The 21,298-nt window shown below is 72.3% G+C and carries 21 protein-coding genes; 11 read left to right on the forward strand and 10 right to left on the reverse strand.

Going from position 1 to position 21,298, the window contains the following annotated elements:
• Window positions 1-3: 3 nt before the first annotated feature.
• The 3 genes from FDF13_RS03465 to FDF13_RS03480 all read left to right on the forward strand — a co-directional run bounded on the left by FDF13_RS03465 (window position 4) and on the right by FDF13_RS03480 (window position 4,719).
• Entirely contained in the window at window positions 4-1,590 is a 1,587-nt protein-coding gene (locus FDF13_RS03465) for a serine/threonine protein kinase (RefSeq protein WP_368074051.1), read from the forward strand.
• A 249-nt stretch (window positions 1,591-1,839) separates the two neighbouring features.
• Complete coding sequence (gene pknB / locus FDF13_RS03475) at window positions 1,840-3,840, forward strand: Stk1 family PASTA domain-containing Ser/Thr kinase (RefSeq protein WP_137318463.1); 2,001 nt, start codon at window positions 1,840-1,842, stop codon at window positions 3,838-3,840.
• 105 nt (window positions 3,841-3,945) lie between these two features.
• Entirely contained in the window at window positions 3,946-4,719 is a 774-nt protein-coding gene (locus tag FDF13_RS03480; RefSeq protein ID WP_137318464.1) for a hypothetical protein, read from the forward strand.
• Window positions 4,720-4,865: 146 nt separating this feature from the next.
• Here the strand turns inward: FDF13_RS03480 and FDF13_RS03485 are convergent, their stop codons facing one another.
• From FDF13_RS03485 to FDF13_RS03495, 4 genes are all read right to left on the reverse strand, one after another.
• The gene (locus FDF13_RS03485) at window positions 4,866-5,519 is read right to left on the reverse strand and encodes an aminodeoxychorismate/anthranilate synthase component II (RefSeq protein WP_137318465.1); all 654 of its coding nucleotides are present in this window, start codon (window positions 5,517-5,519) and stop codon (window positions 4,866-4,868) included.
• Window positions 5,516-5,689 (reverse strand): hypothetical protein, encoded by a 174-nt coding sequence (locus tag FDF13_RS14655; protein WP_175406846.1) that lies wholly within the window; start codon window positions 5,687-5,689, stop codon window positions 5,516-5,518. The genes FDF13_RS03485 and FDF13_RS14655 overlap by 4 nt, the downstream gene beginning before the upstream one ends.
• Window positions 5,689-6,396 (reverse strand): class E sortase, encoded by a 708-nt coding sequence (locus FDF13_RS15125; RefSeq protein ID WP_254668888.1) that lies wholly within the window; start codon window positions 6,394-6,396, stop codon window positions 5,689-5,691. The genes FDF13_RS14655 and FDF13_RS15125 overlap by 1 nt, the downstream gene beginning before the upstream one ends.
• Window positions 6,397-6,918: 522 nt before the next feature.
• Entirely contained in the window at window positions 6,919-7,635 is a 717-nt protein-coding gene (locus FDF13_RS03495; RefSeq protein ID WP_137318467.1) for a DUF881 domain-containing protein, read from the reverse strand.
• A 144-nt stretch (window positions 7,636-7,779) separates the two neighbouring features.
• Here FDF13_RS03495 and FDF13_RS03500 point away from each other — a divergent pair, with 144 nt between their 5' ends.
• Together FDF13_RS03500 and FDF13_RS03505 are read left to right on the forward strand one after the other, a co-directional pair.
• Window positions 7,780-8,601, forward strand: coding sequence for a cell division protein CrgA (locus FDF13_RS03500; protein WP_254668889.1), 822 nt, complete (start codon window positions 7,780-7,782; stop codon window positions 8,599-8,601).
• Window positions 8,598-9,242, forward strand: a complete 645-nt coding sequence (locus FDF13_RS03505; protein ID WP_137318469.1) for a YitT family protein — start codon at window positions 8,598-8,600, stop codon at window positions 9,240-9,242. Before FDF13_RS03500 ends, FDF13_RS03505 begins: the two co-directional genes overlap by 4 nt.
• 102 nt (window positions 9,243-9,344) lie before the next feature.
• Here the strand turns inward: FDF13_RS03505 and FDF13_RS03510 are convergent, their stop codons facing one another.
• Together FDF13_RS03510 and FDF13_RS03515 are read right to left on the reverse strand one after the other, a co-directional pair.
• On the reverse strand, window positions 9,345-10,046 hold the full coding sequence (locus tag FDF13_RS03510; RefSeq protein ID WP_254668890.1) for a rhomboid family intramembrane serine protease: 702 nt from the start codon (window positions 10,044-10,046) through the stop codon (window positions 9,345-9,347).
• Window positions 10,047-10,205: 159 nt separating this feature from the next.
• Complete coding sequence (locus tag FDF13_RS03515; protein ID WP_137318470.1) at window positions 10,206-10,748, reverse strand: peptidylprolyl isomerase; 543 nt, start codon at window positions 10,746-10,748, stop codon at window positions 10,206-10,208.
• A gap of 245 nt (window positions 10,749-10,993) precedes the next feature.
• Between FDF13_RS03515 and FDF13_RS03520 the strand changes: the two genes are divergently transcribed.
• On the forward strand, window positions 10,994-11,809 hold the full coding sequence (locus FDF13_RS03520; protein WP_137318471.1) for a hypothetical protein: 816 nt from the start codon (window positions 10,994-10,996) through the stop codon (window positions 11,807-11,809).
• A gap of 106 nt (window positions 11,810-11,915) precedes the next feature.
• Here the strand turns inward: FDF13_RS03520 and FDF13_RS03525 are convergent, their stop codons facing one another.
• Window positions 11,916-12,770, reverse strand: coding sequence for a lytic transglycosylase domain-containing protein (locus tag FDF13_RS03525; RefSeq protein ID WP_137318472.1), 855 nt, complete (start codon window positions 12,768-12,770; stop codon window positions 11,916-11,918).
• Window positions 12,771-12,773: 3 nt separating this feature from the next.
• Complete coding sequence (locus FDF13_RS03530) at window positions 12,774-15,266, reverse strand: hypothetical protein (protein WP_137318473.1); 2,493 nt, start codon at window positions 15,264-15,266, stop codon at window positions 12,774-12,776.
• Between the two features lie 82 nt (window positions 15,267-15,348).
• On the opposite strand from FDF13_RS03530, the gene mgtE reads away from it, so the two are divergent.
• Window positions 15,349-16,809 carry a magnesium transporter gene (mgtE, locus tag FDF13_RS03535; protein WP_137318474.1) on the forward strand — a complete coding sequence of 487 codons (1,461 nt, stop codon included), beginning with the start codon at window positions 15,349-15,351 and terminating at the stop codon, window positions 16,807-16,809.
• A gap of 73 nt (window positions 16,810-16,882) precedes the next feature.
• Here mgtE and FDF13_RS03540 read toward each other — a convergent pair whose 3' ends face one another.
• A complete protein-coding gene (locus tag FDF13_RS03540; RefSeq protein WP_137318475.1) occupies window positions 16,883-17,305 on the reverse strand; it encodes a ChaB family protein in 423 nt (140 codons plus the stop codon).
• 91 nt (window positions 17,306-17,396) lie between these two features.
• Here FDF13_RS03540 and FDF13_RS03545 point away from each other — a divergent pair, with 91 nt between their 5' ends.
• From FDF13_RS03545 to FDF13_RS03560, 4 genes are all read left to right on the forward strand, one after another.
• Complete coding sequence (locus FDF13_RS03545; RefSeq protein ID WP_137318476.1) at window positions 17,397-17,987, forward strand: protein-L-isoaspartate O-methyltransferase; 591 nt, start codon at window positions 17,397-17,399, stop codon at window positions 17,985-17,987.
• Window positions 17,988-18,172: 185 nt separating this feature from the next.
• A complete protein-coding gene (locus FDF13_RS03550) occupies window positions 18,173-19,645 on the forward strand; it encodes a tryptophan-rich sensory protein (protein ID WP_137318477.1) in 1,473 nt (490 codons plus the stop codon).
• An 86-nt stretch (window positions 19,646-19,731) separates the two neighbouring features.
• On the forward strand, window positions 19,732-20,178 hold the full coding sequence (locus FDF13_RS03555; RefSeq protein WP_137318478.1) for a multidrug efflux SMR transporter: 447 nt from the start codon (window positions 19,732-19,734) through the stop codon (window positions 20,176-20,178).
• A complete protein-coding gene (locus FDF13_RS03560; protein WP_137318479.1) occupies window positions 20,178-20,495 on the forward strand; it encodes a multidrug efflux SMR transporter in 318 nt (105 codons plus the stop codon). Before FDF13_RS03555 ends, FDF13_RS03560 begins: the two co-directional genes overlap by 1 nt.
• Before the next feature lie 127 nt (window positions 20,496-20,622).
• Here FDF13_RS03560 and FDF13_RS03565 read toward each other — a convergent pair whose 3' ends face one another.
• Window positions 20,623-21,288: a 1-acyl-sn-glycerol-3-phosphate acyltransferase gene (locus FDF13_RS03565; RefSeq protein WP_245873674.1), complete on the reverse strand. Its 666-nt coding sequence runs from the start codon at window positions 21,286-21,288 to the stop codon at window positions 20,623-20,625.
• Between the last annotated feature and the right edge of the window lie 10 nt (window positions 21,289-21,298).

The raw sequence follows: 21,298 nt of genomic DNA on the forward strand, positions 1-21,298 counted from the left end.
ACCATGCTCGGCGGCCGGTACGAGCTCACCAGCCGGATCGCGATCGGCGGGATGGGCGAGGTGTGGCGCGGGCGCGACACCGTGCTGGCGCGCGAGATCGCCGCGAAGATCATGAAGGAGGAGTACCTCTCCGACCAGACGTTCCTCGACCGGTTCCGAGCCGAGGCGCGCAGCATGGGAGCGGTCTCCGACCCCGGGATCGCCGGCGTGTTCGACTACGGCGAGGAGAACGGCTCGCCGTACCTCGTCATGGAGTACGTGCCCGGCGAGGCGCTGTCCGCGATCCTCGACCGCAACGGCGGGATGCCCGAGCGCGACGTGCTCGACGTCGGCGCGCAGGCCGCGCAGGCGCTCCACGCCGCCCACCGCTCCGGCGTGGTGCACCGCGACGTCAAGCCCGGCAACATCCTCATCACCCCGGACTTCCGGGTCAAGATCACCGATTTCGGGATCGCGCGGGTCGCCGACCAAGCGCCGCTGACCAAGACCGGGCAGGTCATGGGCACCGCCCAGTACCTCGCCCCGGAGCAGGCCACGGGCAAGGGCTCGATCCCGAAGTCCGACATCTACTCTCTCGGCATCATCATGTACGAGGCGCTCGCCGGCGTCCGCCCGTTCACCGGGGAGTCGCAGGTCGAGATCGCGATCGCACAGGTCAACCGCCACCACCCGCCGCTGCCGGACACCGTGTCGGAGCCGGTGCGCCGGCTCGTCGACGCGATGCTCGCCAAGAACCCCGACGACCGTCCCGACAGCGGCCAGGCGGTAGCGACCGCCGCCCGCGCACTGCTCGCCGGGGATGTCGCCGCCGCCGAGGCCGCCGTCCCGCAGATGGTGAGCGGGACTGCCGCGAGCGAGGCGGTGACCCGCGTCTTCAACCAGGGCGACTCCGCCACCCGCGTCATGCCCGCCGCCGGGGCTGCCGCCGCCGGCGCCGGCCTCGGCGCCGGGGCCGCCCACGCCGCGGGGAGCCCGCAGGGCGACTGGTCCGGCGACCCCGCGCAGACGGGAGCGCACAGCTACCACGATCCGTTGATCGCGGCGAGCGCCCAGCAGCGCACCGACGAGCTCGCCCCGGAGGACGAGGAGCCCAAGAAGTCGAAGACCCCCGCGATCGTCATCACGATCCTCGTCGTCCTCGCGCTGCTCGGTCTCGGCTGGATCCTGTGGCTGTTCCTCGGCGGCGGCGACGAGGAGCCGGGACCCGGCGAGTCCTCGACCGCCTCCGCGGAGCCCACCGAGGACACGATCACCATCGACCCCGACGACTACATCGGGCAGAGCGAGAGCACCGCGACCCGCAATCTCGAGGACCTCGGGCTGAATGTCGAGACGGTCACCGTCGAGTCCTCGCGCTCCGAGGGCACCGTCGACGGAGTGCGCCGCGGCAACGACGGCTACGAGTTCTCCGCCGGCGACACCGTCACCCTCGAGATCTCCGGCGGCCCGGCCGAGGCGCCGGAGCCGGAGGAGCAGCCCACCCAGGACGCCCCCCGAGCAGCCCACCCAGGCCCCGGAGCGCCCCACCCAGGAGGCGGAGCGCCCCACCCAGGAGGCGCCCGCACCGGAGGAGGACACCGACCCCGGTGACGGCGGCGGATCCGAGGACGGGAACAACGGCAACGGCGGCGGGAACAACGGCGGCGGCAACGAAGGCGGCGGCAACGAGGGCGGCGGCCAGGGCGAGGACGACCCCGGCCTCGGCGGCGGCCAGGGCAACCAGGGCCAGGGCAATCAGGGGCAGGGCGCCTCGTTCCCGGCCGGTGCGCTCGTCGACACCGTGACCGCCGGAGCCGGCACCTCCCCGGCCGGCCTGCCCGGCCCCGCTGGAGGCACCCGATGAGCGAGGTGCGGATGCTGTCCGGGCGCTACGAGGTCCGGGAGCTGCTGGGCCGCGGCGGGATGGCCGAGGTCCACGCGGGCATCGACACCCGCCTGGGCCGGCGCGTGGCGATCAAACTGCTGCGCTCCGACCTCGCCCGCGACCCCTCGTTCCACGCCCGCCTCAAGCGCGAGGCGCAGTCCGCAGCGAGCCTCAACCACCCCGGGATCGTCGCCGTCTACGACTCCGGCGAGCAGGAGTTCGTCGAGTCCGGCGGGGATGTCGTCCACGTCCCCTTCATCGTCATGGAGTACGTCGAGGGCCTGACCCTGCGCCAGGTGCTCACCGAGCACGGCCGGCTCACGGTGCGCGAGGCGCTCGACGTCACCGCCGGTGTGCTCGCCCCGCTCGACTACAGCCACCGCAACGGGATCGTCCACCGCGACATCAAGCCCGGCAACGTCATGCTCACCCCCGAGGGCGACATCAAGGTCATGGACTTCGGGATCGCCCGTGCCCTCGAGGACACCGGCAGCCTGACCCAGACCCAGTCGGTCGTCGGCACCGCGCAGTACCTGTCGCCCGAGCAGGCGCGCGGCGAGATCGTCGACGCCCGCTCCGACCTCTACTCGACCGCCTGTCTCCTCTACGAGCTGCTCGTCGGCCGGCCGCCGTTCGTCGGCGACTCCCAGCTCGCGGTCGCCTACCAGCACGTCGGCGAGGACCCCAAGGCGCCCTCGCACCACGAGCCCGAGCTGCCCCCGGCCGTCGACCGGCTGCTCCTCCACGCCCTCCAGAAGGACCGGAACGACCGCTACCAGGACGCGCACACCTTCCGCGAGGACGTGCTCGCCGCCCGCGACGGGCGGCCGCTGAGCATCGACGGCGACGACGCCGCCACGCAGGCGTTCGGCGCCGTGCCCGGGGCGCTCGCCGGCGGAGCGGCCGGTGCCGCGCTCGGCGCCGGCGCCGCACCGGGGTACGCGAACCCGCCGACCGAGGCGACGATGGCGTACTCCCAGCTCGGCGAGCCCACACAGGCGATCGACCAGCCCCCGACCACCAATGCGGTGACCACCGTGCTGGAGGAGGACCGGGACGAGGAGCCGGAGCAGCGCAGCCGCACCTGGCTGTGGGTGGGCAGCGCGCTGCTCGTGCTCGTCCTCGCCGGCCTCGGCCTGTTCGTCTACACCATGTCCAAGGAGCCCGAGGTCGTCACCTTCGAGCTCGTCGACCTCAGCGACCGGCCCGCGGACGACGCCGAGCAGTACCTCCTCCAGGAGGGCCTGCGGGTCGACCGGGAGGAGACCGCTGACGACGAGATCGCCGAGGGCAACGTCGTGAGCACCGACCCGCCCGCCGGCTCCCAGGTCAGCGAGGGCGACCTCATCGTGCTCTACGTGTCGACCGGCCCGGACTCCGTCGAGGTGCCCGATGTCGCCGGCGACACCGAATCACTGGCACGCCAGCGGATCGGCGACACCGGCCTGACCGCCGGCAGCAACATCGACGAGAACTCCCCCGACGTCGCCGCTGGCACCGTCATCGAGACCCGGCCCGGCGCCGGCTCCACGGTCGCCAAGGACTCCACCGTCGACCTCGTGATCTCCACCGGCATGGTCGACGTCCCCGACGTTCTCGGCATGACCGAGGACGAGGCGTGCGAGACCCTCGAGGGCGAGGACTACCAGCTCGACTGCACCGTCGAGGAGTCGGAGACCGCCGACCACCCGGCCGGCGAGGTGTTCGAGCAGAGCACCGAGGGCGGCGGCGAGGTGAGCCAGGGTTCGGCGATCACCATCACCGTGGCCAAGGAGGCGCCCTCGCCCAGCCCGACGCCCGAGCCCACCGAGCCGTCCGCGCCCGAGGCGCCCTGGCCGACGATCCCGGCGCCCCCGGACGACGAGGGCGACAACCAGGGAGGCATCCAGGGCAACACCGGCACCGACAGCTCCTCGGAGCAGCCCGGCCGCCCCGACGAGGCCCGGGACCGTCCGGGTCACCGTGGGCGGGGATAGGGCCCGCCGACCGTGACGCTCACTCCCCCTCGATCCCCACACCCCGTTGAGCCCCCGGCCGCCCCCACGCCCGCAGGATCTCCTCCGCCCGGGTTCGCCGAGACGATGACCGGGCCGCTCGGCGTGCTCGGACCCGATTCGGATCCGGCGCCGCCGTGGATGCTCACGGTGCACCTCGACTCCGTCGTGTTCGACGCGGAGACCGTCTGGCAGCGGGTGGGCCGCGAGGTCCTCACCGACTGCGGATGCTCCACGATCGCCGCCGGGGCCCTGCCGGACCCCCTCGCGCTGGCCCTCGCCGCCGGGGACCTCGTCGACATCAGCGAGGAGCTCGCCCGGGTCATCGCGGACGGGCCCGGGCCGAACCTGACGAGCGCACTGCTGCGGATGCGGATCTTCCACCGGCTGTCCGCCACCGCACGCGACGCCGAGCTCACCTGCCCCGGGGCGCGGGCGTTCCTCGCCCGCGCGGCCGCCACAGAAGCCCGGCTCGCCTATCTCACCTCGATGCCGCGCAGCTGGGTGGAGGCGCTCAGCGAGCACCTGGCGCTGCCGCGGCCGCACGTGCTGCTCACCGCCGAACAGGTCCGCCGGCGCCGCCCGCACCCGTACGCGCACCTGCTCGCCGTCCACCAGCTCGGCATCCCCGCGCGGTTCGGGGTGGCGGTGGAATCCGGCTCGGACGGCATCACCGCGGCGATGGACGCCGGGCTCACGGTGATGGCAATCGTGCCGCCGGAGATGTCCGGGGGATCGGGGCGGCTCACGCTCGTCGGCGACCTCGCGGACGTCGACCTCGCCGCCGCCCGCGCCGCGATCCACGCTGACTGGGCCCGCGAACGGGCGGCGGCGACCCCGGGCTCACCGGATCGGTCCTGAGCGCACGCCGCGCAACTGTGGGGGTTCCGGCGAGGAATGGTGGTATCGACGCCACCACTCTCGGCGAAGAGCCCCACAGTCCGCTCAGGCCGATGAACGGTCGGGGCCGTCAATCGTGCCGCACCCCGTCGCCGAGGCGGCTCGCCTCAGTCGTGGAGGCCGGCCGAGGCGATCGGGGAGCGGCCGCGGGCGGTGAGCGCCGCCTCGGGCATGCCGCACTGCGCGAGGAAGTTCCCGAGCATCGGGTAGCCGTCCTCGGTGAGCACGGACTCGGGATGGAACTGCACCCCGGACAGCGGCGCGCTGCGGTGGGCGATGCCCATGACGACGCCGTCGGCGGTCTGCGCGGTCACCTCGAACACCTCCGTCGGCAGGGTCGCGTCGACGATCGCGAGCGAGTGGTAGCGGGTCGCGGTGAGCGGCGTCCGGCAGCCGGCGAAGATCCCCGTCCCGGTGTGGGTGAGCTGCGAGGTCTTGCCGTGCATGAGGGTCGGCGAGTGGTCGACGGTGGCCCCGAACACCTCGGCGAGGGTCTGGTGGCCCAGGCACACGCCGAACAGCGGCAGCTGAGCCTGGGCGCAGGCGCGCACCACGGCGGGGCAGATCCCGGACTCCGCCGGCACGCCGGGGCCCGGGGACAGCAGCACCCCGTCGTACTCTGCGAGCAGGGCGGGCACCTCGGCGTCGGTGACGTCGTCGTTGCGGATCACCGTGGTGTCCGCGCCGAGCTCCCGGAGGTAGCCCACCAGGGTGTAGACGAAGCTGTCGTAGTTGTCGACGACGAGGATCCGCGCGCTCACGCCCCGCCCCCGTCCTCGGTCACGGTCGCCTCGTTGAACGGCATGTAGGGCGCGACGACGGGGAACACGTACTCCATGAGCAGGTAGACGACCGCGGCGATGAGGAGCAGGCTCAGCAGCAGCTTGACGGCCCACGGGCCGGGCAGCGCGCGCCAGATGAGTCCGTACATCAGACCTCGCCCCCCGTCGCCTTCTCGAAGGCCGGGGAGTCCGCGAGGCTCTCCGGCACACCCTCGGCCGCGGGCTGCCAGTCGGTGAGCTCGGCGTAGGCGATGTAGCGCTCGCGGGCGGAGAACATCGGGTTGCACGCGGTGAGGGTCATGATCCGGTCCTTGCCCTTGAACTCCGGCATGTCCGGCACCGGGGCGAGCACCTCTGTGGCGTCGGGCAGCACGATGTCGAAGTTGCGGAAGGTGTAGGTGTAGAAGCCGTCGGCGGTCTGCACGATGATCTCGTCGCCGGGGCGCATCTCGGCGATGAGGTTGAGCGGCTTGCCGTAGGTCACGCGGTGGCCGGCGAGCGCGAAGTTCCCCACCTCGCCGGGCATCGCGGCGTTCGGGTAGCGGCCCAGACCCATCCGGTTGAGCACCGGCTCCATCGCCACGCCCTCGGCCATGGTGCGGTAGTAGTCCTCGCCGAAGCGCGGGATGTAGACGATCCCGAACGCCGAGTTCATGTCGACGGGCTCGGCGACGAAGGGGGTCTCCGGGTCCGGCGGCAGCTCGTTGCGCGGATTGTCCGCCCATTCGCTCGTGAGCTCGTCGGCGAGGTTGGCGTTGTCCTCGTTCGCTGCGATGTCCGTCCACCACAGCTGCCACACGACGAAGAGGATGAGGACGAGGCCGGCGGTGATGCACAGCTCGCCGAAGGTGCGCACTGTCCCGCGCACCACACCGAGCGGCTCGCGCTCGCCGGAGCCCCGTGCGGAGCGGCTGCGCTCACCGGGGCCCTCGTCGAGGTGCCCGGTGCCGTCGTCCGCCGGGTGCGGGTCCCGGCGGGTCGCGATGGGTTCGGCGAAGGCGGCGGCGACGGCGGAGCGCGGGTCGGAGTAGCGGACATCGGGCGCCGGGGCGCCGGGCGCTGGGGCGCCGGAATGGTGGCCACCGGACTGCGGGTGCCCGGACTGCGGAACGTGCGGCTGCGCGATGGTGGGGCGCGGCGTGCCGGACGGCGGCGCCCCCCACGACGAGGCTCCTCCGACCGGGCCGGACGGAGAATATCCGGACTGCCCGCCGGGGTGGCTGACGCCGCGCCCGGTCGAGGTGCGCTGGGCGGGGCGGATCGTCGGCCGGGGGCTCGCGGGGGGCCGCGGGCTGCGCCGGGGCCTCTCCGGCCTCGGCCTGCGCCCGGGCTGCGGCTTCGCGCGCCTTGCGCTCCCGCCGGGTCAGGGGTTCGTCCACTACTGCTTCACCTTCGCCTGGTCCACCTCGAGGGAGTCCGCGTACTCCGTCAGCGTGATCGGCCCCGTCTCGACTTTCCAGCCCAATCCTAGACGCTCGGCGTAGGACCGGTAGACGGTCACCGCGGGAGACGCCTCGAGCGCTGCGCTCAGCGCCTCCTGGTCCCCGACCGCTTCGACGGTGTAGGGCGGGGAGAACACCCGGGCGTTGATCCGCAGGGTGTTGCCCACGCACTTGACCGAGGAGGTGGAGACGATGCGCTGGCCCTGCACGGAGATCCCCTCCGCCCCGCCGGCCCACAGCGCGTTGATGACCCCCTCGAGGTCCTGCTGGTGGATGATGAGGTCGTTCGCGGTGGCGCCGTCGATGCCCGCGGACTCCGGGGGTGCGTCGTCGAGCGTGACGGCGAGCCCCGGGCCGGTGGTCGCCGCGGTGGAGGCCTCCACGGCGAGCGCCTCGGCCGCGCTCTGCGCCTCCTCCACCCCGCTGTCGCCGCCCGCGGCACTCTTCTCGAGCTCCTCGATCGAGGCCCGCCGGTCGCTGATGAGCTGCTGGAGCTCCTCATTGCTCTGCGAGCGCTGTTCGACGATGTCGGACAGGGAGGAGGTCTCGTTGCGCAGCTGGGTGCCGTCGGCCACCCGGGCGGACGTCGTCATGAGGAGTCCGCACAGCACGAGGACGACGAAGACGGCGGTGCGCGCGGCCAGCGTGGTCATCGGTGAGCTTTCGGGATATGCGCGCGAACGGCGCGGACGAGTACACTTTGCATGATTGCCCTAGAACCAATGTACCGACCGGTGCCGGGGGTCCCCAAGTCGCACGCGCGTGCGCGGACCCGCCGCCGCCCAATGAGGAGTAACGTGGCCAAGCCGAGCCGTGCCAGCAAAGCTCACCGGACCTCGCGGAACTCCGCGGCGACCTCTGCGAAGCGACCCGCGGCGACCGAGCCGGAGAGCACCGGGACCGAGGTCACGGAGACCGAGGTGGCCTCGTCCGAGGTGACCGCTGATCCCGGCGAGACCGCTGCGGCCGACGATGTCGTCGTGACCGAGGACGTCGTGGTGACGGAGGACGAGGACCGCGCCGAGGAACTCGACGCGGACGCCGAGGTCGACGCGGACACCGGCGGCGACGGCGACCCGACCACCGGGTCGACCGCCGCCGGTGCGAAGACCACGGGGAAGTCCGGGAAGACGACCGGTGCCAAGACGAGCACCGGCGCGAAGACCGGGGAGGCGACGACCGGCAGGAAGCCTGCCCGGAAGAAGACCTCGGCCAAGACCTCAGCAGAAGACTCTGCCGGCACGAAGAAGTCCGCGGCCGCGGCGGCGAAGACCTCGAAGACGGGTGCCGAGAGCTCGGCGAAGACCGGTGCGAAGTCCGGGAAGAAGACCGGCGAGGACTCCCCCAAGCGCACCTCGCGCTCGGGCAACCCGGCCAAGCGCTCGACGACCCGCAAGACCTCGACCTACACCTCGAGCGGGACGACCCAGTCGATCAAGCCGAACCCGCGCTGGTTCGCGCCGGTCATGGTCGGCATCCTGCTGCTCGGGCTCGCCTGGCTCGTCGTGTTCTACATCACCGGCGGCAGCTGGCCCGTCGAGGCCTGGGGCAACTGGAACCTCGTCGCCGGCTTCGCGATCCTCGTCTCCGGACTCATCATGTCGACCCGCTGGCGATGAGCTCCGGCTTCCGGCTGCTCGCTCAACATCCGCTGCCGGTCCGACTGCTCGCACTGTTCGGGGGCCTCGCACTCTACGGCTTCTCCGGCGGCCTGATGATCGCCGCCGGCCTGGGCAACATGCCCTGGGACGTCCTCCACCAGGGCATCTCGCTCCACGTGCCGCTGACCATCGGCGTCGTCGGCATCATCGTGTCGATCCTCGTGCTCCTCACCTGGATCCCGCTGCGCCAGCGCCCCGGCCTCGGCACGATCTCCAACGCCCTGCTCGTCGGCGTGTTCATCGACCTCACGCTGCTCGTCGTCGACCGCCCGCAGGTGCTGTGGGCGCAGATCCTGCTCATGTGCGCCGGCATCGTGCTCAACGGGCTGGCCACGGTGCTCTACATCATCCCGAACTTCGGTCCCGGCCCCCGCGACGGTCTCATGACCGGTCTCGTGCAGCGCACCGGTGCTTCGGTCACGGTGGTCCGCTCCTGCATCGAGGTCGTCGTCATCGCCGTCGGCTGGCTGCTCGGCGGCGTGTTCTTCGTCGGCTCGGTGCTCTACGCCTTCGGGATCGGGCCCGTCACCCAGCTGTTCCTCCGCCTCGCCGCCCGCCTCCTCGGCCCGGCCGACCCGATGGCGAGCGAGCACACCTGACGCCTCCCGCCGGCGGCGAGACCCCGGGTGCCCGGGGCAGCGCGCCGATCGCCCGACTCGGCGGCGCACCGACAGCCCGACCCGGCGGCCCGCCGGTGACCCTCAGAATGTCGACAGCGCCGGCGGCAGCGACGCCACGGCGAGGAGCTTGAGCACGGTGAGCCCGGCGAGCACCGCGACCATGAGGAGCGCCGCGACCCCGAACACGAGCGGGCGGCGGCGCGGCGGCGGGAGCAGGGCGGCGCAGCCGAGCAGGAAGCCGGTGATGAGCCCACCGAGGTGCGATTCCCACGAGATGTTCAGCTCGACGAGCGGGATCGCGGCGTTGAGCGCGACGAGCACGAGCACTCCGCCGAGGTTCCGGTCGAGCTCCCGCGTGGGGGTGAGCAGGGCGCCGACGAGGGCGAAGACCGCACCGGAGGCGCCCACGTGCAGGGCGAACCACGATGCCGGGTTCGTCGGGTCGGCGAGCACGAGCACGCACACGGCCCCGCCGAGCGCGCCGAGGACGTAGAGCACGGCGAAGCGCACGTGCCCGATCGCCCGTTCGAGGAAGCTGCCGAAGAAGAACAGCGCGAGCAGGTTGAAGCCGACGTGCAGCGGCGAGGGCTGGGAGTGGATGAAGGCGTGGGTGAGCATCCGCCACGGCTGCTCGGCGGCGAGCGCCGGCATGAAGCCGAACCGCTCGAGCAGACCGAGCGCCGGGATGTACTGGAGGAGGAAGACCGCGCCGATGAGCCCTATGAGCACGGGGGTGACGCGCGGGCGCGGGCCGGCGGGCGCGGGCCGGTGGTCGGCGGTCACCTCGGCGGGTGCGGGGGGTCCCTGGGGACGACGGGACCCCGGACGGCGCGCCTGCCGGCGTGCTGTCCGGGGTCTCCGGGGTGCTGCTGTGCTCGTCCTCCATCGGGGTGTCCCGGGTGACGCGGGGAGCTGCGGCCCTCGCCGCAGGTGTCCCGGCGGTCAGGAGGCGGGGAGGACCTCGACGGATTCGATGACGACGGGCTCGACGGGGCGGTCGCCCGGGCCCACCTGCACGCCCTCGATCGCGTCGACGACCTGCTTGGAGGCGTCGTCGGCGACCTCGCCGAAGATCGTGTGGTTGCCGTTGAGCCACGGGGTGGGCACGGTCGAGATGAAGAACTGCGAGCCGTTGGTGCCCTTGCCCATGCGCTTGCCGGCGTTCGCCATGGCGAGGAGGTAGGGGCGGTCGAACTGGAGCTCGGGGTGGATCTCGTCGTCGAAGGTGTAGCCCGGGCCGCCGGTGCCGGTGCCGAGCGGGCAGCCGCCCTGGATCATGAACTGGGGGATGATCCGGTGGAAGCCGAGGCCGTCGAAGAACGGACGGGAGACCTTGTCGCCGGTCTTGGGGTCCTCGAACTCGCGGGCGCCGGTGGCGAGCTCGGTGAAGTTCGCGACGGTCTTCGGCGTGTGGTTGCCGAAGAGGTTGAGAGTCACGTCGCCCTTGTTGGTGTGCAGGATCGCCTGCTGCGTTGCAATCGTCATGCCCCCATTGTTCCACGACGGCGGCCGGGGGCCGCTCCCGGATCCGGGTCCCCGCACGCACCTCGGACCCGATCCTGTGCGAACGCCCAGGCAAAACGGGACGGCCCGACGTCGCCGGTCGGGGGCGAGGCCCTAGAATGGAGGGGACGACACACGGTGAGCACTGCCGGACCCTTCGCGCGGTCAGCGCGCAGACGGCAGCACCGTTCGGATCAACCAACGGCTCCGCCGTATCGGAGGGTGAGATGTTCAAGCGCAAGACCCAGCCCAAGACCATCAAGGACGAAGTCGCCGACGTCGTGCACGCGGTGAGCGATGTGGTGCGCCAGGGCTCGGCCAACGCGATCGACGCCGCCGCGCCCCGCCTGCGCGACGCCTCGGTCAAGCTCCAGGACGCGGCCTCGCAGGTGCGCCCGCGCGTGGATCGCCTCAACGACCAGCTGCGCCCCCGGCTCGAGGAGCTCGGCAAGCAGGGCCGCTCGCAGTTCGACCACCTCTCCGCCGAGGGGCAGGCGCGCTTCGACGACGCCCGCCACCGGTTCACCGACGAGATCGCCCCGCAGGCCACTGAGCGCGCCGGGGCCGTGGCCGCGAGCGCGGCCGGCCTGCTCGCCACCGCGCAGACGCCCAAGTTCGTCGACGACCTCGCCGTCCGCGTGACCGGCGACAAGAAGGCCGTGAAGAAGGCCCGCAAGGCCCTGGCCCGGGCGAGCAAGGACATCACCAAGAGCACGCAGGCCAAGAAGTCCGGCGGCTTCGGCTCCGCGCTCGTGTGGATCCTCGCGATCGGCGGCCTCGCCGGCATCGCGTACTACGTGTGGAAGAAGGCGCAGCCGGTCGAGGACCCGTGGTCGACCCCGCTGCCGGCCAACCGTCCGGCCGACGCCCGCCCCGTGGGCTCGGTCCCGGCCTCGCAGCAGACCGCCGTCACCCCGACGGTGACCGAGGCCCCCGTCCCGGCCGCCAAGGCCGAGGCGAGCACCGACGTCACCGCCGACCCGGATTCCGCGGACGCGGACACGGTCGGCTCGGACACGGATTCCGACGCCCCGAAGCACTGAGGCCTCGACCAGGCGCAGGCCTCTCGGGCGTCTGAGGGCCTGAGGGCCTGAGGGCCTGAGGAGCAGTTGAGCGGATGCCCCGCGGTCGACGACCGCGGGGCATCCGCTATTCACTGTCCCGGGATGCGCCCGGGCGCTGCGGCGTCGCCACCGGGACCGTCTGGGCGGGCGGGGCGGGTGCGCCGGGATCGACCGAGCGCGCGTAGAGCACCGCGGCGTTGTAGACCTTGGAGACGTAGTCGAGCGAGTTGTTGTAGCTGAGGACGGAACGCTCCCAGCCGGGTGCAGTCCCCATGTCGCCGGCCACACACAGGTAGGACGCAGTCGTCATCGCCGCGTCGTCGATATTGTTCGGGTCCTTGACCCCGTCGCCGTTGGCGTCGAGTCCGTGACGGTTCCAGCTGACGGGGATGAATTGCATCGGCCCGACGGCCCGGTCGTATTCGTCGTCGCCGTCGAGGCGTCCCTCGTCGGTGTCGTCGATCTGTGCGACGCCCATGCCGTTGAGCTGCGCACCGATGATCGGGGTGTCGAGGTTCCCGTCGGGTTGCACGCTCGACCCCTCGTAGCGCCCGTGGTTCGTCTCGACGGAGCCGATCGCGGCGATGGTGTTCCACCCCAGGCGGCAGCCGTTGCGGTTCTTCTCCGCCCATACCCCGGCGGCGACGTACGCCTGCAGCACGCGCTCAGGGATCCCGGTGCTCTGCGCGGTGGATGCGAGCCACTCGGAGTCCACCGAACTCGCGTCCATGCTGTCCGCCGACTCCGTGGGCCCGACAGGTCCCGCGGACGGTGCCGGCGGCGCTTGAGCGATCGGCGGCGGCGAAGCCGGGCCGTCCCCGGGCTCCGAGGCCACGCCGGGCTGTGAGGCGAGCCGGAGCATGAGAGCGGCGGAGCCGATCCCGAGGACGAGCGCGAGCACGCTGGCCACGGCGATGAAGATCTTGGTCGCCCGGGTCATCGCTCACCGCCTCCCTTCGCGCATGAGCACCACGAGGACAGCGATGGCGAGCAGGCAGGCGAGACCGAACCCGATTCCCGCGACGAGCCACCACTGGTCCCCGAGCACGTCCTCCGACTGGGGATCGGTGGCCTCGGGTGCGGTCTGTGCATTCGGTCCGGAATCGGAGAATCCGGCGAACTGGCCGTGGAGGTTCATCCCGGCGCATTCGGTGACGAGGGCGCGGATGAGCGGCGAGCTGCCGACGACGGAGTTCGTGTCCGCGACGACGAAGTCCATCTTCACGCTCGTCTCGCCCAGGCTCTCCCCGTCCTCGGACTCCGCGGCGATGTCGAAGGTCACCGTGTAGTCGCCGGGCCGGTTGAAGGCGAAGGCGGCGGTGCCCTGCTGGCCGGTCTCCGCCGTGAGCGGGGTCGATGCGTCGGCGAGGATGTTGCCGGCGCCGCCGTCGAGGATCGCGAAGTCGCCAGGCCCCTCGACCCGCCCGACGGAAAGGGTGACGGTGCCCCCGGCTTCATCGGGAGCGAGCTCCCGGAAGTCCCAGCCGATCCGCGGCACCGAGGTTCCCACGCCGAGCGCGGTGGACCAGATCGTCGTCCCTGCCGGTCCGAGCTCGCCGGTCTCGAAACCGAGCGAGCGCGAGGAGGTCGAGGGGATGACGACGGAGACCGCGGAGTCGAGGGTGCGCGGCTCCGCCCCGCGCAGGTCGGTGAAGCCGCCGGTGAGTCCGTCGGCGGTGCTCGCAGCCCGGATGTCGATCCGGCCGCTGCGCACCTGCTGGGTGCCGGTGGCCTCGACCGGGCACTGCTGGATCAGCGGCGGTGCCTGCTGGATCCGCGTCGCCGGTGTGCTCGGAGTCGGGGACGGGGTCGCCGAGGCGCCCGGGCCTCCTCCGTCTCCCGGAGCTCGCATCCCGCCGTCTCCGGCGCCGTCGCGGGCACGGATCCCGCCCTCGCCCGGGCCGGCGGGCGGTTCCATCCCACGCGCGGGGATCTTGCCGTTGGCGTTGTCCTCCGGGGGCGCGATCCCGTCGGTGGGCCCTTCGCCGTCCCCCGGAGCGGGGATCTCGATGGTCTCGGGGGCACCGTCCTCGCAGTCGACGCTCGCATCGGCGTCGTCTCCGACGGTGAAGCGGAGGATCTCCGGGGTGACCTCGAGCGGTCCTGCATCCGCGTCGTCCTCGTCATAGGCCCGGACACCTGCCGCCACGCAATAGGTGCCGGATTCGGTGAACCGCCAGGACGCGTGGGCATCACGGGAGGGCAGGGCGCGGTAGTACTGCCCCGAGGGGTGGGCAGCGGTGAACCGGCGTTCGTTGTAGCCGTTGGCGTGGAACCACGGCGCGTCCTCGGACCCGGGGTTCCCGAGAGAAGAGTTGCGGTAGGTCACCGCGCCGTTCTCAGGGGCCTTGTACAGCTCGAATCGGATGCCGGCCCAGGCACCCTGTGCGCGGCCCGAGAGGTCGAGCCCGGGACCGGGGTGGAAGTCTCCGGAGCGGTCCTTCGTCCAGTCGACGTCGACCGAGGCGTCTCCGGGGAAGAACGCGGGATCCCCGGTCGGGGCGGTCGCCCCGCTGGGCCAGCGCGCCGGATCGTTTCCGCAGGACTGAGTCACGGGTCCCTCGCCGAATGCGAAGGTCAGCACCGTCCGTGCGCTCTTCCCGGTCGGCAGGGTGCCCCCGCGCTCATCGGTCGAGCGGGATTCGAGCGCCACGCACATGATCGGCGCGGTCTCGTCGTCCAGCGGCGGGATCACCTCGGACGGCGGCTCCTCGCCGCCGATCCCCCGATCCGGCTCGAGACTCCACGTCGTGGAGAAGGCATGATCCACGTCGAATGCCCACCGTTCGTCGGTGGCCTCCGGGCCGGCGTCGATGAGCGTCGTGTCCGTCCCGCCGTTGATCCGATCGTCGCGGCCGGTGATGGTGAGCCGACCGCCGGTGATCGCCGTCACGGCGAAGGTGTAGGGCTGATCGAGGCCGGCCGCGGCGGGGCCGTCGTGGTCGAAGCGCACTCCGAGGTCGGCGGCGCTGTCGGCGATGACGTCATCGGGGATCCGGGGATCGTCCTCGGGGTCCGAGGGATCGGCGCCGGGCTCCTCGGGTTCGGGAGTCCCGGAATCGTCGGAGGGGATCCTGAACACCGGGCCCTGGGCCTCACCGTCACCATTGCGGAGGGTGAGGGTGGACTTGAGATATGCATCGTCGTAGAGGACGAACCGCGCGTCCTCGGGGAACTCGGCGGCCTCGACTTCGGACTTCTCGGCGCGTTCTTCTCCGTCGGGATCGTTCCCGCCCGGCTCGTCCCGGCCATCGGGATCGTCGCCGGTCGGATCGGTGCCTTCCGCCGCGGGCTCAGGCTGCGCGCCCGGTCCCGTGGTGAGCGCCTGAACAGGCAGGCCGACGACGGCTCCGGGCAGCACGAGAGCAGCGGCGAGCGCGCCCGTCAGGGCACGGGAGAATGATGCGGGGAGGCGAGTCACAGCGCCGGTGCTCACTTTCGAGGGGTATCGAGGGGGTGGGTGGCTCAGCCTTCGAGCCAATCTGGTACGGGTGACTTGAATACTAACAGCAGGCATCGTGCGGGTTGCCGTTGGTGGACACCCGCCCGTCCCGAGCCGCCACCAGCAGGGTCGCATCACCTCGCACCACCCCGCGGGCCGCGTTCTCGACCCCCGTGCGGGACAATCGAGGGACCGTGCCGCCACCGAACCGGAGGACCCCCTGGAGACGACACCGATCGGCCGGCTCCCGCTCCACACGATCTCCGAGCGGCTGCCGGAGATCCCCGACGCCACGCTCGTGACCGACCTCATCCGGATGGACCGGACCCGCCGCGCGGTCGTGTTCCGACTGCTGCCCAAGGACCGGGCGGCCCGGGTGTTCGACCGTCTGGGCCCGGGCATCGGCTCCGAGCTCGTCGCCGACCTCTCCGACGGCCCCGTGCGCGAGGTGTTCTCCGAGCTCGCCCCCGACGACCGCACCGCGATCCTCGACGAGATGCCCGCCGGGGTCGCGAACCGGATCCTCCAGGAGCTGCCCGAGGCGCACCGTGCGGACACCATGCGGCTGCTCGGCTACCCGAAGGAGTCCGCCGGGCGCCGGATGAGTCCGCTCGACCTCATCCTCCGTGCCGATGCGACGGCCGCCGAGGCGCTCGACACCCTGCGGGACCGTGCCGCGGGCGGCGCGCGCATCACCGATGCTCCCGTCGTCGACGCCACCCGCCGCTACCGCGGGATGATCCCGCTGTCCTCGATCGTCGCGGCCGACCCCGACGCACGCCTGGGCGAGCTCGCGCTCGATGACATCTGCGTCCACACGCACGACGACCAGGAGGACGCCGCGAACGCGGTGATGGACTCCTCGGCGGACCTCGTCCCGGTGGTCGATGCGGAGGGCCGCCTCGTCGGCATGCTCACCGAACCCGACGCCCGTGCCGTCCTCCACCTCGAGTCCGACGAGGACGCCGCGCTCGCCGGCGGCTCCGCACCGCTGCGCCGCCCGTACCTCGCGACCTCGGTGATCCGGCTCGCCTCGAAGCGGATCGTGTGGCTGCTCGTCCTCCTCGTCGCCGCCTCGCTCACCGTCGGGGTGCTCGATGCCTTCGAGGAGTCGCTGCAGAGCATGGTCGTGCTCTCCCTCTTCATCCCGCTGCTCATCGGCACCGGCGGCAACACCGGCGCCCAGGCGGTGACGACGGTGGTGCGGGCGCTGTCGACGCACGACATCACCTTCTCCGACTTCTTCCGGGTCGCCTTCACCGAGCTGCGCACCGGTCTGCTGCTCGGCGCCGCCCTCGGCCTGTGCACTCTCGTCCCGGTCACCCTGTTCGCCGGATTCGAGGTGGCGCTCGTGCTCGCGATCTCGCTCGTCGGGATCTGCGTGCTCGCCGCGACCGCCGGCGCGGTGGTGCCGCTGCTCGCCACCAAGGTCGGGATCGACCCGGCGGTGGTGAGCGCGCCGTTCATCACCACGCTCGTCGACGCGAGCGGGCTGGTCCTCTACTTCCTCGTCGCCCGGGCGATCCTCGGGGTGTAGCGGGCAGCACGGGGGCGGTTCCGGCGGCACCCGCGCACGGGCGGCCACACGGTGCTGCGGCCGCTCGGCCGGCTCACTCCTCGCGCGATTCCGCGGTCTCCCGGTCGTTGGCCTTCTGCAGGGCCTCGACGAGCTCGTCCTTCGTCATCTCCGAGCGGCCCGGGATGTCGAGCCGCTGCGCGAGCCCGTAGAGGTGCTCCTTGGACGCGTTCGCGTCGACCCCGCCGGCGGCACCCGCGGTGCCGGGGCCGCCGCGCTCGGCGCGCTCGTCGGACGGCCCGGCCTCGTCCTTGGGCTCCCAGTGGTCACCGACCTTCTCGTGCGTGTGCTTGACGGCGGCCCAGGCGGTGCGTGCGGCGCGGGCTCCGCTGTCGTACTGCTCCGCTGCGGCGTCATAGGCCTCGGCGAAGGTGTCCTGGGCCAACTGATCCGAGCGTTCGAGGGTGGACGGGATCTCGGACTTCTTCGCGTGCCCGTCCTGGTTCGTCTTCGGCATGGCGGCCTCCTCGGGGTGCTGTGTGAGCGGATCGCGGTGACTACCATGGTGGCACGCAGCACCAGCCCGCAACAGCCCCTCGGGAGGGCGCATGACGACACCCCCTCCGACCGCCCCGGCACGCATCCGCGCGGTCATGGACGAGCTCGGCCGCGACCCGTTCCTCCCCGCCGAGCAGCGACGGTTCTCCGACCTCGACCGGCCGCTGCCCATCGGTCACGGGCAGACGAACTCCCAGCCCTCCACCGTCGCCGCGATGATCACCCTGCTCGAGGTGAGCACCGGGCAGCGCATCCTCGACGTCGGGAGCGGCTCGGGCTGGACGACGGCGATCCTCGCGCGGCTCGTCGGAAGCAGCGGGTGCGTCATCGGCTGCGAGCTCGTGCCGGCGCTCCGGGAGTCCGCGGCAGCCGTCCTCGCCGGTCTCGACATGCCGTGGGCCGAGGTGCGGCAGGCCCGCATCGGGACGCTCGGCGCGCCGGTCGACGGGCCCTACGACCGGATCCTCGTCTCCGCCGGCGCCCAGACGCTGCCCCGGACCCTCGTCGAGCAGCTCGCTCCGGACGGAATCATGGTCATCCCCGTCGCCTCCACCATGCTGCGGGTACACCGCACGGCCGCCGGCCCCGTCGACATCACCGAGCACGGCCGGTACTCCTTCGTCCCCCTCATCGACGGCTGAGGCCCTCGCCCGGCAGCCGGCCCGTGACTTCCTCCGGAAGTCGACCGGCCCACCAGACCAGCACCCGACCAACACCTGCCCGGCACCCGGGCAGCCGGGCACCCGGGCACCCGGGCACCCGCCGGATCCTCACAGGGAGACTTGAGCGTGCCGCCGTACACTTGCGTCGACGGAAGGGAGTCATCGTGGAGACGGACGTCGCACACGCACGACATGCACTGGTCACCGGAGCAACCGGATACGTCGGCAGCCGGGTCACCGCCGAGCTGCTCGAGCGCGGATGGCGGGTGCGGACCCTGTCCCGCTCCCGGGAGAAGGCGCTCACCATGCCCTGGGCGGACCGGATCGTCCCGGCGGGTGACACCGCCGGACCAGGAGAGGTCGAGGTGTTCGAGGGCGACGCCGATTCCGCCGAGGACCTCGCCGGCGCGCTCGCCGGCGCCGACGTCGCCTGGTACCTCGTCCACTCGATGGGCACAGGCACGGACTTCGCCGAGCGCGAGCAGGACATGGCCCGCACCTTCGCCGCCGCAGCCGAACAGCAGGGCGTCGGTCGGATCGTCTACCTCGGCGGCCTCCATCCTGCCGGCGAGGAGCTCTCGGAGCACCTCGCGTCCCGGGTGGCCGTCGGCGACATCCTCCTGAGCTCCCGCGTGCCGACCGCCGCCCTTCAGGCCGGGGTGGTGCTGGGAGCGGGCTCGGCCTCATTCATCATGCTCCGGCATCTGTCCGAGCGGCTGCCCGGTGCGATCGCACCGAACTGGGTCGACAACCGGATCACCCCGATCGGTGTGCGCGACGCCGTGCACTGGCTCGTCGGCGCCGCAGACCTGCCGCCGGAGGTGAATCGGGCCTTCGACATCGGCGGCCCGGACACGATGAGCTATGCGGAGATGATGCGCCGCTACGCCGAGGTCGTCGGTCTGCCGAGGCGTCGCGTCCTCACCGCCCCGGTGACGACCCCGCGCCTGGGCGCACAGTGGATCGGTCTCGTCACGCCCGTGGACGCCGGGCTCGCCGCGCCCCTCATCGGCAGCCTCCTCCACGACACCGTGGTGACCGAGCGCGATCTCGAGAAGCTCCTCGACCCGCCGCCCGGTGGCACCCAGTCCTTCGCCGAGGCGGTGCGCACGGCAGTCGAGAGGGGCGAGGACGGGCGAGGCCTCGACACCCGGCGGTGGCGGCGGGTGCTGCTCACCTCGGCCGGGGCCGTCGGTGCCTGTGCTGCGGTCGGGACGATCCTCACCGACCCCGACAACGCCTGGTACCGGTCGCTGCGGAAGCCGGACTGGCAGCCGCCGGCGGCGGTGTTCCCCCTCGTGTGGACGCTGCTCTACGCCGACATCGCGGTGATCTCCGCACTCGTCGCGGCCGATGGCCTCGAGGAGGGGAAGCGCAGGACGCTGCGCGGCGACGCGCTCGCCCTCGGAGCCAACCTCGTCCTCAACGCCGGCTGGACCGGGCTGTTCTTCCGCGGGAAGAAGCCGGTGCTCTCCACCGTCGAGGCGGCACTGCTCGCACTGAGCTCGGCCGACCTCGTGCGTCGGGCCGCGCGATCGGCTCCGCAGCGCGGGTTCGCCCTCGCCCCCTACGCCGCATGGACCGGTCTCGCCACCGCGCTGTCCGGCTCGATCGCGCGCCTCAACCGGGGCCGCTGACCCGGGGCCGCTGAGCTGGCCCACGTCCGTCCTCGGAGGTCGGCACACGACGCATCCGCGATCCCACTGCGCCGTAGGATCGGACCATGACGCACTCCACGGCACGGGGCTGGGCCCTGCTCACCGGAGCGATCGCCGCCGAGGTCGTGGCGACCCTCTCCCTCAAGGCCGCCCTCGAGGTCCCCGCGCTGTTCGTCGTCGTCGCCCTCGGGTACCTCGCGGCATTCGTCCTGCTCACCCTCGTCCTCCGCGCCGGCATGGCGCTCGGGGTGGCCTACGGGGTGTGGGCGGCGGCCGGAGTGGCGCTCACCGCGATGCTCTCCGCAGCGATCTACGGGGAGCCGCTGACCCCGCTCATGGGGATCGGCATCGGACTCGTCATCGCCGGGGTGCTGTGCGTCGAGCTCGGGTCGCACGGGGGCCGCAGGGCACCGGTGCGCGACGCGGGTGCCGGCTCTGAGGACGACGGGCTCGCTCGCGGCCGGGGAGCCACCGGACCGGGTCCGCGATCGACCGGGCCCGAGGTCGCCTGATGGCGTGGCTGTTCCTCATCGGTGCGATCATCACCGAGGTCAGCGGCACCCTGGCGCTGCGGATGGCGGCGCTCGGGGGACGGGGCTGGTTCGCGGTCGTCGGCGTGGGCTACGTCCTCGCCTTCACCCTGCTCGCTCTCGCGCTCGGTGCCGGGATGGCGCTCGGCGTGGCCTACGGGATCTGGGCGGCGGCCGGGGTCGCACTTACCGCCCTGCTCGGCCGGCTGCTGTTCGGCGAACCCTTCACCTGGGTCATGGGCGTCGGCGTGGTCCTCATCATGGGCGGGGTGCTGCTCATCGAGGTGGGAGCGCACTGATTCCTGCGGCGGGCAGGGGCGCCCCGGCCGTCAGGCGAGCGATTCGTGACGGCGGTGCCCGCGGCGGCAGAACCGGTGGCCGCAGCACCCGCGGCGGCGGTGCCGATGAGCGCAAAGGGCGATGCGCTCAGGCGTCGTCGACGAGCTCTGCGATCGCGGCCATGATCTGCTCGGTGAGCGCCCGGCGCTGCGGTCCCGCCGGCTGCTGACGGGCCGGGGCGGGGATCGGCTCGCCGAACCGGACGGTGAAGGTCGCCGGCCGGGGGAAGCGCTGCTCGACGGCCATGACGTCCTCGGTGCCCATGATGCCCACGGGGACGATGGTCGCCCCGGTGCGGATCGCGAGCTCGGCCGCCCCCGTCTTCCCGGTGCCGATCGCCCCGGTGCGGGTCCGGGTCCCCTCGGGGTAGATACCGAAGATCTTGCCCTGGCGCAGGATGTCCTCGCCGTCCTCGAGCGCCTTGACCGCATCCGCGGTCGATCCGCGCCTGACCGGGAAGCTGCCCACCGCCTGGAAGAAGGTGCGGGAGGCGAGGCCCTTGGGTCCCTTCCCGGTGAAGTACTCCTCCTTGGCCATGAAGCACACCTGCCGCGGGGAGAGCGCTGACAGGTACACCGAATCGACGAACGAGCGGTGGTTGCTCGCGATGATCACCGGGCCGGTCAGCGGCACGTTCTCCAAACCCGTGACGGTGGGCCGGTGGACCAGGCGGATGGACCGGCGGAAGGCCGCGCGCATCGCCTCGTAGGAGCGTCCGCTGGGCACGGACACCGTGGATTCGGGAGTGGACATGGGAACAGGA

The sequence above is a fragment of the Brevibacterium sp. CS2 genome, assembly GCF_005280295.1.
Lineage (GTDB): Bacteria > Actinomycetota > Actinomycetes > Actinomycetales > Brevibacteriaceae > Brevibacterium > Brevibacterium pityocampae.

Bases quoted from the DNA above. Each gene is read 5' to 3' on its own strand.
- FDF13_RS03465 (WP_368074051.1), top strand. From the start codon at position 4: ATGCTCGGCGGCCGGTACGAGCTCACCAGCCGGATCGCGATCGGCGGG.
- pknB (WP_137318463.1), top strand. From the start codon at position 1,840: ATGAGCGAGGTGCGGATGCTGTCCGGGCGCTACGAGGTCCGGGAGCTG.
- FDF13_RS03480 (WP_137318464.1), top strand. From the start codon at position 3,946: ATGACCGGGCCGCTCGGCGTGCTCGGACCCGATTCGGATCCGGCGCCG.
- FDF13_RS14655 (WP_175406846.1), bottom strand. From the start codon at position 5,689: ATGTACGGACTCATCTGGCGCGCGCTGCCCGGCCCGTGGGCCGTCAAG.
- FDF13_RS03495 (WP_137318467.1), bottom strand. From the start codon at position 7,635: ATGACCACGCTGGCCGCGCGCACCGCCGTCTTCGTCGTCCTCGTGCTG.
- FDF13_RS03505 (WP_137318469.1), top strand. From the start codon at position 8,598: ATGAGCTCCGGCTTCCGGCTGCTCGCTCAACATCCGCTGCCGGTCCGA.
- FDF13_RS03515 (WP_137318470.1), bottom strand. From the start codon at position 10,748: ATGACGATTGCAACGCAGCAGGCGATCCTGCACACCAACAAGGGCGAC.
- FDF13_RS03520 (WP_137318471.1), top strand. From the start codon at position 10,994: ATGTTCAAGCGCAAGACCCAGCCCAAGACCATCAAGGACGAAGTCGCC.
- FDF13_RS03525 (WP_137318472.1), bottom strand. From the start codon at position 12,770: ATGACCCGGGCGACCAAGATCTTCATCGCCGTGGCCAGCGTGCTCGCG.
- FDF13_RS03540 (WP_137318475.1), bottom strand. From the start codon at position 17,305: ATGCCGAAGACGAACCAGGACGGGCACGCGAAGAAGTCCGAGATCCCG.
- FDF13_RS03545 (WP_137318476.1), top strand. From the start codon at position 17,397: ATGACGACACCCCCTCCGACCGCCCCGGCACGCATCCGCGCGGTCATG.
- FDF13_RS03555 (WP_137318478.1), top strand. From the start codon at position 19,732: ATGACGCACTCCACGGCACGGGGCTGGGCCCTGCTCACCGGAGCGATC.
- FDF13_RS03560 (WP_137318479.1), top strand. From the start codon at position 20,178: ATGGCGTGGCTGTTCCTCATCGGTGCGATCATCACCGAGGTCAGCGGC.
- FDF13_RS03565 (WP_245873674.1), bottom strand. From the start codon at position 21,288: ATGTCCACTCCCGAATCCACGGTGTCCGTGCCCAGCGGACGCTCCTAC.